General features: G+C 43.6%; 18 protein-coding genes. All 18 read right to left on the reverse strand.

Annotated elements, in window-relative coordinates:
- On the reverse strand, positions 1 to 4,258 hold a 4,258-nt coding region (locus tag L693_RS0110840), incomplete at its 3' end, for a phage tail tape measure protein (RefSeq protein ID WP_049825128.1).
- Between the two features lie 100 nt (positions 4,259 to 4,358).
- The gene (locus tag L693_RS29935; RefSeq protein WP_167518779.1) at positions 4,359 to 4,502 is read right to left on the reverse strand and encodes a hypothetical protein; all 144 of its coding nucleotides are present in this window, start codon (positions 4,500 to 4,502) and stop codon (positions 4,359 to 4,361) included.
- Positions 4,503 to 4,644: 142 nt separating this feature from the next.
- Positions 4,645 to 4,983: a hypothetical protein gene (locus tag L693_RS0110850; protein ID WP_025717262.1), complete on the reverse strand. Its 339-nt coding sequence runs from the start codon at positions 4,981 to 4,983 to the stop codon at positions 4,645 to 4,647.
- A gap of 63 nt (positions 4,984 to 5,046) precedes the next feature.
- Entirely contained in the window at positions 5,047 to 5,835 is a 789-nt protein-coding gene (locus L693_RS0110855) for a hypothetical protein (RefSeq protein WP_025717263.1), read from the reverse strand.
- A 44-nt stretch (positions 5,836 to 5,879) separates the two neighbouring features.
- Positions 5,880 to 6,092 carry a hypothetical protein gene (locus tag L693_RS0110860; protein ID WP_025717264.1) on the reverse strand — a complete coding sequence of 71 codons (213 nt, stop codon included), beginning with the start codon at positions 6,090 to 6,092 and terminating at the stop codon, positions 5,880 to 5,882.
- A 10-nt stretch (positions 6,093 to 6,102) separates the two neighbouring features.
- Positions 6,103 to 6,537, reverse strand: coding sequence for a hypothetical protein (locus L693_RS0110865; RefSeq protein WP_025717265.1), 435 nt, complete (start codon positions 6,535 to 6,537; stop codon positions 6,103 to 6,105).
- Entirely contained in the window at positions 6,534 to 7,112 is a 579-nt protein-coding gene (locus tag L693_RS0110870) for a hypothetical protein (RefSeq protein ID WP_025717266.1), read from the reverse strand. The genes L693_RS0110865 and L693_RS0110870 overlap by 4 nt, the downstream gene beginning before the upstream one ends.
- Positions 7,109 to 7,684, reverse strand: a complete 576-nt coding sequence (locus L693_RS0110875; protein WP_025717267.1) for a hypothetical protein — start codon at positions 7,682 to 7,684, stop codon at positions 7,109 to 7,111. Before L693_RS0110875 ends, L693_RS0110870 begins: the two co-directional genes overlap by 4 nt.
- A gap of 10 nt (positions 7,685 to 7,694) precedes the next feature.
- Entirely contained in the window at positions 7,695 to 8,261 is a 567-nt protein-coding gene (locus L693_RS0110880; protein ID WP_025717268.1) for a hypothetical protein, read from the reverse strand.
- On the reverse strand, positions 8,258 to 8,656 hold the full coding sequence (locus L693_RS0110885; RefSeq protein WP_025717269.1) for a hypothetical protein: 399 nt from the start codon (positions 8,654 to 8,656) through the stop codon (positions 8,258 to 8,260). Before L693_RS0110885 ends, L693_RS0110880 begins: the two co-directional genes overlap by 4 nt.
- Before the next feature lie 66 nt (positions 8,657 to 8,722).
- Entirely contained in the window at positions 8,723 to 9,724 is a 1,002-nt protein-coding gene (locus L693_RS0110890) for a hypothetical protein (protein WP_025717270.1), read from the reverse strand.
- A gap of 3 nt (positions 9,725 to 9,727) precedes the next feature.
- On the reverse strand, positions 9,728 to 10,783 hold the full coding sequence (locus tag L693_RS0110895) for a hypothetical protein (protein WP_025717271.1): 1,056 nt from the start codon (positions 10,781 to 10,783) through the stop codon (positions 9,728 to 9,730).
- Between the two features lie 153 nt (positions 10,784 to 10,936).
- The gene (locus L693_RS0110900) at positions 10,937 to 12,292 is read right to left on the reverse strand and encodes a phage portal protein (protein ID WP_025717272.1); all 1,356 of its coding nucleotides are present in this window, start codon (positions 12,290 to 12,292) and stop codon (positions 10,937 to 10,939) included.
- A 102-nt stretch (positions 12,293 to 12,394) separates the two neighbouring features.
- On the reverse strand, positions 12,395 to 12,676 hold the full coding sequence (locus L693_RS0110905) for a hypothetical protein (protein ID WP_025717273.1): 282 nt from the start codon (positions 12,674 to 12,676) through the stop codon (positions 12,395 to 12,397).
- 182 nt (positions 12,677 to 12,858) lie between these two features.
- Complete coding sequence (locus tag L693_RS0110910) at positions 12,859 to 14,271, reverse strand: terminase large subunit domain-containing protein (protein ID WP_025717274.1); 1,413 nt, start codon at positions 14,269 to 14,271, stop codon at positions 12,859 to 12,861.
- On the reverse strand, positions 14,249 to 14,992 hold the full coding sequence (gene terS, locus L693_RS0110915) for a phage terminase small subunit (protein ID WP_025717275.1): 744 nt from the start codon (positions 14,990 to 14,992) through the stop codon (positions 14,249 to 14,251). The genes L693_RS0110910 and terS overlap by 23 nt, the downstream gene beginning before the upstream one ends.
- Positions 14,993 to 15,252: 260 nt before the next feature.
- On the reverse strand, positions 15,253 to 15,807 hold the full coding sequence (locus L693_RS0110920) for a site-specific integrase (RefSeq protein ID WP_025717276.1): 555 nt from the start codon (positions 15,805 to 15,807) through the stop codon (positions 15,253 to 15,255).
- 328 nt (positions 15,808 to 16,135) lie between these two features.
- Positions 16,136 to 16,375 carry a hypothetical protein gene (locus L693_RS0110925; RefSeq protein ID WP_025717277.1) on the reverse strand — a complete coding sequence of 80 codons (240 nt, stop codon included), beginning with the start codon at positions 16,373 to 16,375 and terminating at the stop codon, positions 16,136 to 16,138.
- Positions 16,376 to 16,652 lie beyond the last annotated feature (277 nt).

Raw genomic sequence — 16,652 nt, forward strand, 5'->3', positions numbered from 1 at the left:
ATCCCTCTTTATAAAGTGCCTGCATTTTTGTCCAGGCACTAAGTTGATCCGAAACAGAAATAGCCTCCATACTCTTTTGGTAGTTGATTCGCTTTTGGAAATCGGACAGGAACTCATCTTCTAACGCTTTGCGCTTCTCATAGATTTTATGTTGCAATTCAAAGCTTTGCTCGGCAGTACGATCTTTAGCCTTACTCATACGCATATAAGCGTCATATTCCATTTTGAGGATAGCAATCTGGCTTTGGTCTGCCATTTCCATTTTGGAAGTCTCTTTATCAATCCATTTTTCTGAATTTTGATACCGAAGCTCATTGTATTTCACGGTTAAATCATAGATTTGTTTGGCAATCTCTCTACGGTTAGCAGGAAGCAGATAATTTTTATTTTGCTCCTTCTTGTAGAAATCCAGGCTGGTTTTAACCATCTCGATTTCCTGTTTATTGGCCTGCCGCATGCGCTCGGTTCTTCGTTCAAGATTCTCGATATCTTCCTGAAATCTGGAATCATTCAGTTTATGAACATCTCGACTCCATTGCTTCATTGCGTCCTTATCTTCCGATAGGTACTGCTTATGTCGCTGAGCCAATCGTTTGTATCCAGCAATTTGCTGGTCTACAGACCATTCATTTCGTTCAGCGATGTACTTAAAATTATCAAGTTCGTTATCATAACTATCTTTTCGTGCCGCAGATGCGTCCTTAGCTGCTTTTTTAGCTGCACGTTCCGCATCGCTCTTTCCTTTTTTGCCCCCGCTTCCCTTCGATTTTTTTGAACCAGAAGAACTCACACCAAATTTAGGATCATTATATAGCTTGGTTAAAGCATTAATCTGAGTGTCATACTGTTTCATATCTTTCTCGTATCCGCTATATATCTCGCCTATATCTTTTTTGCTTTGCTCCATGTTTTTCTTATCTTGGTTTAACTGGTTCTGAAAAGGAGTACTTAGGAAAGATTTTACTCCAGTCATATTGTTTAGTTCTTTTTGTTTATTAAAAACGTCTAGTGAACTTTGAGCCATAACTCCATTCAATCTAGCTTTTAACTCAGCAAGACTTTTAATCGCTCCAGCCTCTTTGATGTAAACTGCGATACGATCATCAGACTCAAGTTTTGTACTTAAACTGGACGCTTTTTCAGACTTTAGATCATCTATAGCCTTTTGTATTTTAGCTTTACGAACAACTTCGAGTGCATTCTTTTCGAAAGCCCATCCCTCAGATGTTTTGTAAATCTCCGAAGCTAATTGAGGGTATTTGATGATTAACTCTGCCGCAGCTTCTGCGTTCATGGACTGTTTATTAGCAAGATCATTTAAAACAGTGTTCATCTCAGAAATAGCCTTACCGTTACCCTGAATCTGCTCTCTTAAATCGGCAAGAGCTTCCTCCTGTGATTTAACACTTTCGGTTGCTGTTCCAGCTTTCCCAGCAAATTGGTCAGTTTCAATAGTTGCTTGGCCTAAAGCTACTCCTACTTCTGTTACAGATAAAGTGAGTTTGTTATTCTCTTGTTCTAACGTTTTTATTTTTTCTTCTAACTTCGCAGCATCTTCCTTAAATTCGCCTGTCCCTAAAAAATTTCCAATTGGGTTAGCAATGATCTTTTTTACTCGTTCCAGTTCTTTTGTAGCTTCTGTGATTTCATTTATTTTTTGCTTTTGTTGTTCGATTAATTGCGCTTGCTGATCTTTCAATACATTTTTTTGGGCTTCATTCTGCTTCTCGATGAGTTTGTTTAACGCATCAACTTGCACCTGTACAGCCTCATCCGTATAACCAGCAGCTTCAAGCTGCTTGGCCCCTTCTTTTCCAAGAGTGATGACCAGCGCTTTAGAAACCTCTTCGAGTTGTTTTTTTACTTTTGTTTCCTTTTCTACTGAACCACTGCTTTGTTTTAACGACTGTTCAAGAGAACGATGTGCATTAGCCAATTTCGGTAACAATTCTATCTGTCGTTGGTACTGGCTAACCATTTGTTGTGATGCTGAGTCTTGATCCTTTAAGTTTTGAATCCGATCCCTCGCAGCCTTTTCTTCCTTACCACTATTCATCGCTACAAGCGCTATTGCGCCAACAAGTAAGCTCAATCCTGCTGTAGCGGCTGCTGTTGTGACGGTTGCCGTTGCTTGGGCGACAGACAATGATTTCGTAGCAACTGTAGCTCCCTCGGTTGCTACCGTTAAAGCTCCTTGTGCTACTGTAGCTCCTTCGGTAGCGGAAACTCTCTGAACTGTTGAAAGAGTTGCTCCTTGTGAGGAAACAATATTAACGTTGTTAGCTATCGTATTAGCGCCGATAGCAGCGGTTTCCGCTGCCTTCGCTGTGGTTAACACTTTCACAGCAGCAATTACATTCATGATCGGACCGCTTAGAGCTTTATAAGCAAGCAGTAGCCCACCGATAGCAGCCGTTCCCTCAAACACGCCAGAAGGTACTTTTGTAAGTCCGATCAGCAATTGGTCAATAGTGTCCAGTACATTCTTGATCATGCGCCGTAGTCCATCATCACCAGCGTTATTGAATATTTCCAGTAAAGAAGCCTTAGTTTGCGCCGCTTTACGCTGAATGGTATCCATCTGGACTTTAAGATACTCCATTGTGGAGCCTGTAGATCCGATGGATGCTGCTGTACCGAGCAAAATGTCCCCAGCATTCAGAGAAGCGGCTAATTTAGCGTATTGGTACACACCGCGCGAGATATCTGCATAGGACTTTGTGAGGTCATAATTCTTGTCAATCACTTTCGTCGACAAGTCCAACAAAATATCTTCGGCTTTTCTCCATTGCTCTGTACCATTTACAACTTCTTTTGTTTGAACGCCTAATCTTTCAATCTCTGCAACCGCTTTATTTGTGCGGATCGTACCCAGTACCGTCTTCCACATGTTGCCCAGGTTCTCCCCGCTCAGTGCCGTGTTACGTACACCGGCTGAAATAAGACCATTCATGAAGTCAAAACTTACGCCTGTTTCGGCGGCGATCTTACCTGTACGCTCGAAGGCTGCTCCCAGGTCCCTAGCCGGTGCCATGGTATCATGGGCAACCTTTGACCAAGAATCCAAAACACGTCCACCAAGTACCATGGCATCATTGCTGTCCTTAATCTGTACACCGTACTGAGCAAAGGTAGACTCCATAGATTTCGTAGCGTCTTCCAAGGATACAAGGTCAACGGTGCTGAGCATTGTGGATTTACGCACCATTTCCTGAACAACGCCTGCATCCTTATACATCCGACCCCAAAGTCGAGCCGATTCGGTAACGTCCATGATTTCAGATCCAAGATCATGAGCCGTCCGGATAAACTTGGTTGTCTCGTCGTGCAGCTTCTCGGTGTTCATAACCATTTCCTTGGTGCCTTCGTTGTACTCAAGGAAATAATGTTCATTCGTTTGCACGTAGCCTGCCATATTGGATTCAATTCCGACTAATCCCTGTTCAAGGGCTTCCTGTGTTTTATGCATAGCTGCATACGCTGTATTAAATACCAGGGCATGTGTAGCCATATCTCCTACTCGGCTAATCCAGTTAGGAGTTGTATTAAAAGTCTGCTTCATTTGCGCTTCGGTTTGGCTCAAAGAGCGCCGGATCTTCTGTTCTTCCTGAAGGACTTTCTCACGAACTTGTGCCTCTTTTTGCTCCCTGGCACGTAATGCATTCACCCAAAACTTTTCGTAGTCCTGTGCGTTCTTACGTGCCTGCTGTGCTTCTTTCTCTGCCAGTTGAGATATCTTCATCCGTATGGACTGTTCTTCCATTAAGACACGTTCACGCGTCCTGTCGTCAGTCCCAGCCCCTGAAACCTTTGCCGATCTCTGACCCGTCAATGAAGCTTTATTCTGCAAAGCCTCCATACGCTTCAGGTGTTCACGTTCCTGCTGCTCTATCGCGTCTTCGCGCTTTTTGACAATGGCCTGCTGCGCCCTAAGCTTCTCATCAGTGATTTTATTAGCCTGATCTAATTGATTCTTTCGGGCTGTATTCAATTCGGCTTGCGCGGTTCGCTGTTTAACAAGAGCTTCGGATTCAGCAAGGATCTTCTTCCGTCTGTCCTCCGCTGAAAGCGCAAACTTATCTGCGCTGCTGGCTAAGGATTTGAAATTCTTCTCGCTTACTCCTAATTCAGCATTCAACAGTTTAAACGATTCGGCATTAGCTCGCGCTCCGTTGTCTATAACCTTGAATGCCGGTAATATCTTGCTCGTATCTAGGTTTATTCGCGCACCTACTACATCTTTACTTAAATCTGCCACTACACTCACCCCTCATAGGGTTCAGGAAAAGTTTCCTGCCCTGAATACAGAAAAAAAGGCATCCTGCATGATTGCGGATGCCTCTTAAAACAATGATATTTTACTTGGCGAAGAAACCAAGATCAGATAACGTCTTGACCTTCTTTGGCTTTTTGTTTTCCACATTGCCACCGTGAAGAATAATTTCAAATTCCCGGTTTCTGTTCTTGGCTTTCATGAGCGCTCTAATCTTTGGTATGGTCATATTAGGCCATTCTGAATCAGAAATACCATTACTCACGCATAAAGCCCAAAGTTCTATCCAGTCCGTTTCCTGATCATCCTCAGGAATCTCTTGGTCTTCTTCGTCGTCAGGCTCATAATCTTCATCAGGTGGAAACGACTCCTTATAGAAATCGTTCCAAGAGTCCGTCCAACTTCTTAATGCCCTCTTCGTCTACTTTCTCGTATTCTTCCTCCGCTAGTCCTTCTACCAACACAAGATTAAAGGCTTCCTTATGCAATGCCTCAACTTTAGGCCAATCGACCTCGGCCCGTTCTTCTGTAGCTTCCCATTTCTCACGACCGATTGAAAAAGAAAATTTATATTCATTTCCGCTCATGAGTTGTCGTACTTGACGGATCAAAGCGATAGTTCCGATTTTTACATGCTTTACAATTCCTTCACCGAGCGTGATTTCACCCCCGATGTTAAGCGTTTTATCCAATTGCTTGTCTGTACTCATTAAATTTCCTCCTCAATGTATGTAACCCCCTACCTTTAGTGGTAGAGGGCTATGTTATTTTATTTAGATACCGAAGATCAATTCAGCAGCATATCCTTCTGGATTATCAGGGGTAATGTCCGGCTCCATGATTTCCAACGCCAATGAGTTACTAGTTGGTTTTTTGCGTTCCTGAGATACGTCCAATGTACCGCCGCCGAGCGCTTTCCAAATTGTCAATTGGCAAGGTACTTCCCCGCCATTTCGATCATCAGTCAACGAGAAACGGTGAACAAATTTAAACGGCTTCGGACGGCGCTTACCACTCAATCCGCTCCGTGTACCATTCTCTTTTGTCCATTTAAAAGTAATAATAATCAACTTGTTGTCATTCGCTGTGTCGGATGTGATCTTACCGTCGGCAGAAATAACGTACTGCTCTGCTGTTGGTGTGGTTGCCACACGCGTTAGTTCCGTAAGTTTTCCTGTATCTGTATCTTTCAAGTACACTTTTTCGCTAAGGGAAACTAAAGTCCCGCCGAATTTCGAAAGAGCTTTGATCTTATAACCGTTCGTTACATCTAAGAATCCTTGCTCTGTCTCATCAAACGTAACTGCCCCCTTTTCTGACTCTGCGCCCTGAGACAATTCAGCCAAAATATCTGAGTAACGGGGAATTTCGATACTGGCTTTGTCAGCCAGATCCTTCGCTGTGTAGTGGAATGCATAGCCACTATCTCCACCCATGACTTTGTCCCAATCAAATTGGAGTTGAAGCGTTACCTTTGTGATTTTGTCATCCAAAAATTTAAGTTTTCCTCCCGGCTCGTACACCTGGATAGTGCCTACTCCATCAAAAACTAATGGTTCCATGATTCATCCTCCTCATTTATGAAAACAAAAAATAACCAGCCAGATTATTTGACCAGTTCCCATAAGCGGTTATCTATTTCGTTGATGCGCCGATATTCATCGGTGTCGCTGTAACCCTGAATAGGCTCCAAGTTACCCATGATGCCCAGTTTTTTAGCAAGATTGACCTTCTCCGCAATTAGTTTGTCCAACTCTGGCAATGGTTTTTCGATATTAACCTGCGCTACCGCTGGTTGTTGAGCTGCCTCATCAGCCATTATTCTCACCTCAATTCATTCTTAAGTAATCAACATCATAGATAGCCTTATAACCTTTGGCTCCTTGAATACCAGTGGCGAAATCTGCATCGTAGGTCAGAACACATAAATATGAAGCAAATCCCTGAGCAATCAGCCTCCTGTCATGTAGGAGTTTGAATGATCGTTCAAACAGCAGCTTCGCTTCATAGGCTGTTTTGCCGTAGAAATCAATGCAGAACTTACCCTCGAACACCAGTGGATTAGCGGCATATCGTCCCGGCATAACATATTGACAGATATGTGGAACTGTATCCTTACTAACCGTCATCTCAGGCTCCATACCTTTCGTAAATCGTTTCACGACCTCGGCGGATGGTGACGAAGGAGTGAGCTTCAACATGGTCATAAGTTCTGCGTCTGCTTTTAAGACATTCTGAACAGCATCAATTAACTGTAGGCTCACTCCCGCACCTCCTTGAAATACTTATGGTATGGAAACTCTGTGATTACTCGGCTGATTCCGTCCAATATACGCTTGCGATTGGACTGGATTGCTATACGTAGGAAGTAGGTCGGCGGTGTAGCTTTGAATGAAGCATCAATATCACCGCGCTCTGCCAGCTCCTCCAAGTCCACTCCAGCATAGCCCCCGCCTGATTCCTTCATGGTGCCGTCCATTGCTCGATACTTACCACGCGAACGACCTACAATAATACGATCACCTTTGGACCTCAGTCTGTTCCACGCTTCACTGTTCATGTAGGTCACCAATCCAGGGTTTTGGCTGCTATCTGCCATCTTGGACCCTTTGCCAAACTGTTCAAGCCATGCCTGCCAGTAGTCAGCAGTTATGTCGCCTGAAATCATCTGATTCGCTAAGACGAACATATGCATTTCTAAGTGGTCCCGAACTGCCGGATAATACCGAATACCGCTTTTGGCTGTCAGCATGACCAGTTTCGTTAGCCCAGTAATTTCAACAGCGAGCTTATTCTCCAGATCCTTCGCCGCTTTCACTGAATCGTACCCTGTAATCATCGGCGGTCCTCTGAAAGCTGGACGTGCAGCAGATTAGGATACTTCATCCTATCAACTTCATCTACCTGGTATGTCTTCCCGCCCATAACGATTCGGTCAGGAATAGCAGTAGTTGTCTCCTCTGGCTTCTTTACATCAACAGTTGTTTGCATCTGCAAAACAAATACGGTACTCGATAGTAATCCCGGTTCCTGCTGCCGAAGTTGCGCTGTAACATACTGTGCAAAGCAAACAACATCAGCAGCGACCGATGTAAATTCAGCATCACCCACCGGATTATCGTTTACATCATAAGCTTGCTGGTATCTTTGCACCTCTACCACAGCATTTGCTTTAACCAAAGAACAGTAGTTGTCCTGATCTACCGTTTTTCTTAAGGTTAGAACAAGAAACGTTTCCTCTGTCTGTACCAAGGAACCACGATCAACAAGTGATTCAGGTGAAAATACGCCGTTATAGACGTATTCTTTGCCCATTACAGTCGTCGCTTTGGTTTCCCTTGATAGAATAACTACATCTTCGTTTCCGTCCACCACGCACGGCGTATGGCGGTGTGTGAACTCATAGAACAACTTTCATCACCTACCTAAACGACCTATGTTCAAACTCAGATAGAAGATCGGCTATTTCTGGCGTAATCATGCTGGTGCCAAAGTATTCAATGCTGTAATCGAAGTCCTTTTTGGATTTCACATTTGAATTTGGATTAGCAGCAAGTTGTCCGATGATTAGGCCACATGCCACCTTGACCTTATCAGGTATCGTCTCCCAGCCGCTGGTATACGTAACTTCCAATTCTGCATAAGCTGAACCAAAAGGAGAGAATCCACACCAGACAGTGCCAATATCCTTGTCGATATCAATGGTGCTGATATCAGTAATTGTTCCGAATCCTGGCGGACCAAAGAAATTTTCCATCAATCCCTGCTTCGGCCTGCCTTTTACCTCTTTCACCTCTACAACAGGATAATAGGACAAATGACCTCGCTGCTGATCCGTAAGCGGTATCCGTTCGGTGTAGGCTTTGATTCCAATCTCACGCCTGCACCGTCCATCAATTACTGCGGATGCTCGGATTATCAGCGGCATGGTCAGCTTAATTCCTACAGGAACAAAATCAGTATCAGTTAATTCGAGATACTGACTCATTCTACGTATCCAGCGTTAGCCAGTTCGTCTGCAAGTTCATCAGGCAACTGAGCTTCCCCATCAACAAAGTTCACAACGCCATCTTTAAAATGTATGGTGTGAGCGCCCTTGCGCTGACTCGGTGTACCGCGAAGCGTGACTTTTCGGACTGCCGGAATCCTAGCAGCTAGAAAAGAACTGCGCGCACTATTCAGCACCGTTGTTTGAGCATCGAACTGGCTCGGCTCTGCGCCCTCAGTACCAGCCAATACCTCTGCCGCTGCAACAACCTCTTTGAATGCATCTGCCGATTGTTGAGGGTATTGCCCTCCGCTTTCTCCAATCTCAACTTGATCCAACAACGTAGTGCTTTCAGTAATTACATCTTTCAACTTATCCAAATTCGATTTTGCCAACTGAATCATCTCCTTTCTAAATGAAAAGAGACGGTCATATTAACCGCCCCTTGACTTTAAAATTAATTATGATACCGCAGTGATTGTTGGACGCTCAATTGTGCCGTAAGCATGAGCATAGCTTGGCCCTTTAGCTACTGGAGCGCCATATTTGATGCCAACGTACTGCTCTTGAAGGTTTGATGTTGTCCCCAATTGAAAGAGGTAGATTCCTTTCTCACCAACATAGTGATATTCAATCATTGGCTCGGTCACAATTGCGATACCGTAATCTGTATTTGATGCTGTCGTTGCATTAACCGAAGAAGTAATGAACGGCTCTGGAATGATTGGTAACAACCCAGCAGCCGTCATGATTGCTAGCACCTCTAAGCCAGCGACGGTTGTTTTCTTAAGGTTACTGATTTGTGTTTCATTGTTAGCAGCGTTCCGCTCTTCTTCTTCAAGATAGTGATGTGCAATAGGATGAATATAGATAGCGGTTGGCATAAGCTCATACAACTCACTCGCAACCATCGCAGCCACTTTAGCCCGAATAGCGGATACAATAGAACCAGTAGGGCCAACTGTAAATGTGTTCGTAATCTGATTGGCAAGCCCCACATATTGTAAGGTTGTAGGTACAGCCAAACCAGTATCATTTCCTCTCCAAAGTCCTTTGCCGTGTGCAAGGCCAATCGCGTTCAACATATCATTCAAGTCCTTAGCTTTTAGCTCAGGGAAATTGTTTTGCTGCTGGCCCAGCGTTACATCATAATGCCCAAAGTTAACTTGGTTCGTTAGAGCTTTGATCTTCACACCATGTGGCGTACGTTGATTTCCGGTTGCTGTCGCTGAAGGGTTACGAGGGTCAACGAACGCGCCGCCATTCACAGTGTTTTGTTCGTAGTAAGTAGAAATATCGCCTGTAGCTGGTACATAATTCAAACGTCCGTCCAAGATAGATGTACGACGCAATACGTCCGTAATCTCTTTTTGAAAATCGTCAGTAATAATCGCGCCCGGCCCCTGAAATTGAGCCGCCGCTGCAACTGAAACAAATTGTGCTATTCCAACACGGTTATTCATGTATTACACACTCTCCTTTTCGGCAAATTGTGCTTTTGCCTGCATTTTAAGTTTGAAAGACTCGGAAGACGGAAGATTGAGAGCATCAACGGAAGCGCAGAAGGTTTTGTAATCATTAACTTCCGCACCTGCTGCAAGATTGGCGTTACTGCCATACTTGGACAATAATGCGGACGCGCTGAATGTTTTGCGTTCCGGCTCTGCTGGATGAGCACCTGCTGCCTTTAACTCTTTCAATTCTTTTTCTAAAGCGTCCGCTTTATCTTGAGCTGCCTTTAGGTCAGCGGCGGCTTGTTCTTCAGCAGACTTCTGTTCGGCTTCTTCACTTGCAGCTTTCATGGTGGTGATATCTGTTTTAATTGCTCCCATCTCTGTTACCACGCTTTGTACACTCGCAGTGATAGCGGACATACCATCTTGCAGCGCCTTCATGGAGTCTTCCATCGCTTTAATTTGTTCCGGTGTCATATCGACATCCTCCTTGTTCTGTTTCGTATTACGAGCAGCAAAGCTCGTTGTTTTATAGGCAGCGGCCTCGGCGAACAAGATGGCTGCTCCCGTACCGCAAAACTCAATTACATCCAACACATCTTCAATATCCGTTGCATCCTGTACAGCGGCCTCCATTTCGAGCGACGCGCCAAATTGGTATTCGCTCCAGCTGTACTCATCCGCCAGCCCATTATAGTAACGAATAGTCGCAACCACATCAGGAAAATCCTTTGCGTAAATGTATCCGTCAATCCATGCATACCCATCAAGTGAACGGTAAGCCTTATCAATTACAGCGACTTTAAAGCGCGGGTCATGGTCCGCCATACCGTTGGCATAGTCAATGTTCAAGGCCATTCCAACGAAAGTTTGAAGATATTTGTCACAAACACTTGATGAAATACGAATACGTTTCCCACCAGCACCATGAGGTGAGCCATCACTTGGTTGGTCAACTGCGAAAAGAGCACATTTGAAAGGAACCTTGTTTGGATGGCCTCCTTCTTCGGATAACTTGAAGTCCTGAACGCGCATCCGCTGGTTGCTCATTTTCAACGTTTTAAGCATTTAGATTCTCACCTCCCTCCGTGATATTTCTGCTGTCTGCGCTCCGCTCGGTTTCTCGGTGTCGGCACTGACCTTGGATATTTCAGTCTCACAACACTGCAAACAAACCTTGTAAACACGTCCTCACCGCCTCTCAGGGCAAAATAAAAACACCTACTCTTCAGCGGTGTCGGATTCATCGTCTTCTGTTTTGTCTTTATTGTTTGGTGGATCTTCCTCAGGAAGCTTGCTTAACAGTTTGTCCTTCTCCGCTTGTATCTCTTCCTGTGTTTTGTTTAAATCAACGGTTGATGTTTTCCCTGATTGTAATAGCACTTCACCATGCTTATTAGGCAATGCCTTGCGTGCAAGACCATCACGTACTTCATCTGGTGTCAGAGTTCTTCGGTCAAGGTAAATCGCATCAATGTCAGCCCTAAGCTTCTGATCCTTAAGTGACGCAGCATAGTGGAACTTAAACTCAATTACGCCGCCCAGCTTAAAAATGCCATCAATTATGTGATTGTTGATGTGCTCCACGATGTTTTCCGCAATAGACTTGACCGTTTCATTCGTATCGTCGTCCTCACTGTCCGCTGTTGAACGGTTCACATCCTTTGTTTGCCCCAGTTTCTTCGGTGATATGTCAAAGGCGATAGCAACAATCTCAATTAAGAACCGTTGCCACTCAAGAAATAACGCCTTATCATCCGTAGCCCCCAAATCAAGCACGCTCGGGTTCTCTCCTCCGATAATTGGGTTCATCCCCCGTCCCAACACTTCTTTCTCCCAATACGCTCGAAAAGCAGCCACCGCCTTGCTATCAGCACTCTTACCAAGGTTAATCAGTTTTCTGATCACAGTATTTGAAGCTTGTTTCCCAGCTGATCGGTGCGCTGATATAAAGCTTTCAACTGATTCCCAAACCGTTTCTAGCGGTGAAAGTCCGAATGGTGTGTTAGTTCTCGGATTCATTCGTATATACATTAGGTCAGAAGACTTTAAATGAACATATTGTCCATGAACCCGCTGTGCGTAGCGATAAGAGTTATCCTTTCCATCCCATTCAGGATATAAGTCAATTGAGAAAGAATCCACTGGATACATTCTAAACGGCCTGAGAGAATCGCCAGCTTTCAACACTTCCGATGAACCCGCGCTACATACAAGCATATCTTCAACTATCTGCTCAATCCACGAACGGAACGAGTCGCCAGGATTCGGCTTTAGTAATGACCGTTCGATAATCTTACATATCTCTCGGTACTTCTCAGTATCATTTTCGTCAATAGCAGCTACGGACCAGTTCAGCTTTGTGATTCCGTTCTTGATGACGTTAATTGCTCTACGTGGAATGGGGGATTCCGATAACGTTCGTAAGTTGGTCGGCGTTCGCTTCGGCGCTGGCTGGTTGCTACCCTTACTCATCATGATACCAAACGGGAATGGATAGCTTTCCGTCTGTCGTTCAGGTTCGCTCTTCGGCCTTCCCGCCGCTAGCCAGTTAATTAGCCACTGTCTTACACCCAAGTCTGTACCTCCCTTCTGACGCAACAAAAAAGGAGGTCAGGAAAATTTTCCTGCCTCCAGTATTCGTTCATATTTCTATGTCTAAATAATATCATTGAGTTATTACGGTGTTACTACGGATTTCAGGAACATAGATATCTCTCTCCCTTGCCCACCAACAAACCTTATATAACCACCTTGTTCAACATGATACTGAACCCCCCATTGAGAACCAGTTTGATTATACTCACTTATAAAAGATAAAAGCTGCACTTCGTTCAACTTGATTACGAAAGGATTCCAAGCGTAGGTCTTTGTGCTATGATCAACCATTTCATAAGAAGAGCGTTCAAGTAGTACTTTAACATTATGTTTATCTTCAAAATAATCTTTAAAATGTTTCATATTGTGACCTCCTTTCTCTATTTGTTATATCAGAATATAAATCTAAAGCTCGGTAACTGTAAAACTTGAAATTCTGCCATCTCCGATACCGATAATTTCTTAGGACAAGGAATTCTCATTCGAAAGACCTACCTCTAAGCAAACTGCTACCGAATGCTCTCTTTTCCTTACAATTGCGTTAATTATCCGAATGCAAAGCTCACATCTTCTTTACGATCATTATAAATAGCATATCGCTTAGAGTCTTGTGTATGGTTATTCTTGTCTTCCGCTTCTTCAGAATGCTGACCATCCCGGTTTTCTTTCCATTTGTAATTCTCGGATTCTTTAATTTCATTTTTACATTCTCTGTTCACATAAAGATTAGGGCGACTAGTCCCAGCCTTAACCTTGTAGAGAGTAGATACCTCACGGATTCCTGGTCCAATTGCATTGTCTGCTTCCTTTATCGGTAGGTCATACTTTCTATACGTACTGATATATTCCGGTTCAGATGGATCGGCCCATATTTCATCAAAATGATATCTGCTATGCATTTCCAAGTAACGCTTTACAAGGCAGTCCTCCATTTGTCCGCTGTCATTTACCACCAGAACATTGACATGTTGCACATAGGATTCCTCCACGATGTAATAATCTTCTCCGGCGCATCCTATCGCCAGCAGAACAGCCGGATCATTCCACCCGTGATCCATGCCACCTATAAAGCGATTAAATGTTATATCCCTTACACTGCCATCTGGATAAGTAACCTCATACAATTGAATGCTCTGGTCTAAGCAGCGCATGTCCACAACATGAGTTGCCCGCTTGAATTCGTCATACACTTGTCCGTGAAAGACGTTAAATTTTGCTCTAATCTCCCGGTCTACATAACGTTCAGGATACGTTTCTATCATGCGCTGAATATTCCTCTGAAGCTCTGGTATCGGGTTATCAAGGGAAGTCCAGTAAAAATTCCGCCATTCTGGATCGTTCATGTATTGCTCTTCTTCCAGTCCAGCATCAACATATTGCCCTCTGAGAACAATGTCCTCGGCAAACCAGTTGATCCCCTCCGGTGTGGTTGTCCATACACTCCAACCGCCTTTATCAGCCAAGGCATAGGAAAGATAGCCTGTCCATGTTTCTGCTTTCATCTTACTCGCTTCATCCAGCCACACACCATCCAAACCTTTACCAACCAATGATTTGGGATTATCAGCCGACTTAAATTGAATAAGGACCCATCCCTTTAACCATACACGGTTTTTGGATAGGTCCCAGCTCTCAATCATTTCTTCTGGCAGCACATCCGATAGCTCCTCCTGTTGGATTTCGGACATAGCGTAAGTAGGTGAAACACACCAGTATTCTAATCGCGGCTTTGGTTTCTTCATCTTTCTGATATTCTTAGGAGGCTTGTAAGGGAGGCCCTTACCACGCTCCATATCCGCCAAGATATTATCAAAGAATTTACGAGCACCTACATTTGTTTTCCCGCCACGACGACCACAATTTAGAACATTATTACGGATCTCGCTCTCCATAACCTCAATCTGCTTCGCGTGCGGTGTCCATCCCTCAAAAGGATCAACTTCCAGCGTCCGGGACATGGGACCACCTCTTCACGTTAATTTCTGTTGGTCTATCCTTCTCGCCGTTTTTCAATTCCTCAATCTCCATCCTGGTCTTTTCGACTTGAGCCTGCATCTGATCAAGTTTCAGGCGGCGCTCATCGTTCTCAGGGGCAATTGCTAGAAACTGTTTTATGGCTCCCCTGATCTCGCGCATAACAACCGCTTCCGCTTTGGCAAAGCTTGTGTATTTATCCCACGCGAACTGAATTTCATATTCCTTTTCCCATGAGCTGCCTGTATCCGAATAACCTTCCTTCTCTTTCTTCAATTCTTTAGTCATGTCGTCTTTATCCTGTACAAATAAAATTCGTTGCCCCCAAATGATCTTTTGAAATCCCTTGGTGATGTTGTACCAGATCATGTCAACAGGGTCCATCTGTTGCGCTATTTCAAGTATTTCCAGATATTCAGCATCCTGCGGCTCAAATTTACGAAATAGCCCATGTGTAACTGCCTTGTCATTTCCGGGAGGCCCACCGGCACCGCCCTTGTTCCCCTTAGCGTTTCTATTTCCGGTTTGACCGCCGCGCTTACGCTTTTCAGGAACCTCATTCCATTTATCAAGTGACTTCCATTTTCTGATACTGGAATCACTGACTCCCAACTTGAGCGCAATATCTTTCAACTTGATTGAGCGCCCGCTATCAAGCCATATTTTAAGCGCTTTCTTCCTATTTGTACTTCTCTCTTTACTCATATAAATTTCACCGCCGAAAAAAATATTCGAGTTGGTTTGAACGCTGGCTGATGATTTGCCCTTTACCGCTCCACTAACTTTTATTCACTCGCTCTCAGATAATCATAGAAAATAGATACTTATCCAACCAGTTAATGTAAAACTAATTCACTATAATATATATTCTCGGTAACTCATAAAACACGTAGATTGCTTGGTGCTATTTGTTTTGTTGTCCTTTTCCCATTTTGAATTCACGGTTACCCTATTGTAGAGAATTGCTACAGCTCAAAATCCTTCAGAACATCATCTAAAGTGTCCTGAAGAATGCCGACATAGCGTAAAGTAACCTTCTGCTCGGTATGATTGAACAGATCCATTAGTAACGCTATATCCTTGGTTTCGTTGTAAAAATAGTACCCGAACGTCTTTCTCATGGAGTGGGTGCCAATTTCTTTTAAACCAAACTTCCGCGCTACACCATTTAACATTTTGTAAGCCATGCTGCTACTGATCGGCACAACCTCGGATCTTCTCTTTTTGTTCCGACTCGGGAATAAATAATCACTGTCCAATTTACCGAATATATATGCATCAAGTTCTTTGCGAAGGTTTTTTCGAATCGGGATGTTCTTTCTTTTCTTCGTTTTCTTTTCAGTAATTACAATATGGCTTCCTTTGACTGAGCTGACCTTCAAGGGTAAAATATCCGATATCCTCAATCCTGTGTTGATTCCAACCAAAAACAAAATGTAGTCCCGTTCATTTTTCTCTTTCAAATATTGCTTAATGGCCTCCAGCTTTTTAGAATCGCGGATCGGCTGAACGAAGTTCACTGCATTTCGCTCCTTTCATGTTTGTTTGAACAGAGGATGGAAACATACATAATTGTTTAGTACCAGTCCAATCGCCCCAAACACATCCATTACATAAAGCGGGTTGACGCGGTGACCTAGCCAGAACAGGCGGGGGTCTCCGTGAAGATTTAATTGGCATATCACTTTCCTCCAATGCAAAAAAAGGCTGCTTTTCAGCGGCCTCGAATTCACGTTATTTTATGGATAAAATATATCATTCTTTTGATCCGTTATTACTGCGGTTTTATCTATGTTCCTTATGTATCTGAAGCTAAGGAAAAGTTGCCTGAACAAATAAAAAAAGCCACTATTCGGCAGCTTTCTCTTGTTTTTCTTTGTATTCTCTTAGATAGTCCACTTTAATGTGAAAAGATCTTTTATACCAATTTCGTCCAAAGAATTCCCAGTAGCCTTCTTGAATGTGAAATTCATTTTTCATTTCTGTCCAATACAAATAATTCATACCAAGGGGGAACCATATAAACCCTGTTAAAAATAACGGTATTACTACATAAAAAATTAGCCCATCCCTTATCTTCTTCTTCACTCAAATTCATCTCCTATATTGTTCCATACGATTGTATCGACATTAAGGATACAGAATTTTATATAACAATACAGCCTTTTATCCAAAATTAAAAAGAGCAGCGACTTTACGCTGCTCCTATTGTAGTGATCGGTAATTTATAACATGCGGTTACCGCTAATCCGCCATGCCCGGAATGGGCCTTCAATGGACATCCTTCTTGCTCTGGGTTTATATTAGTTGTTGAATGGCTGCAAACCCTTTTTTCACATCATCCCGATTCAAGCTCCTCGAATCA

Source organism: Paenibacillus sp. 1-18, assembly GCF_000520755.1.
Taxonomy (GTDB): Bacteria; Bacillota; Bacilli; order Paenibacillales; family Paenibacillaceae; genus Paenibacillus; species Paenibacillus brasilensis.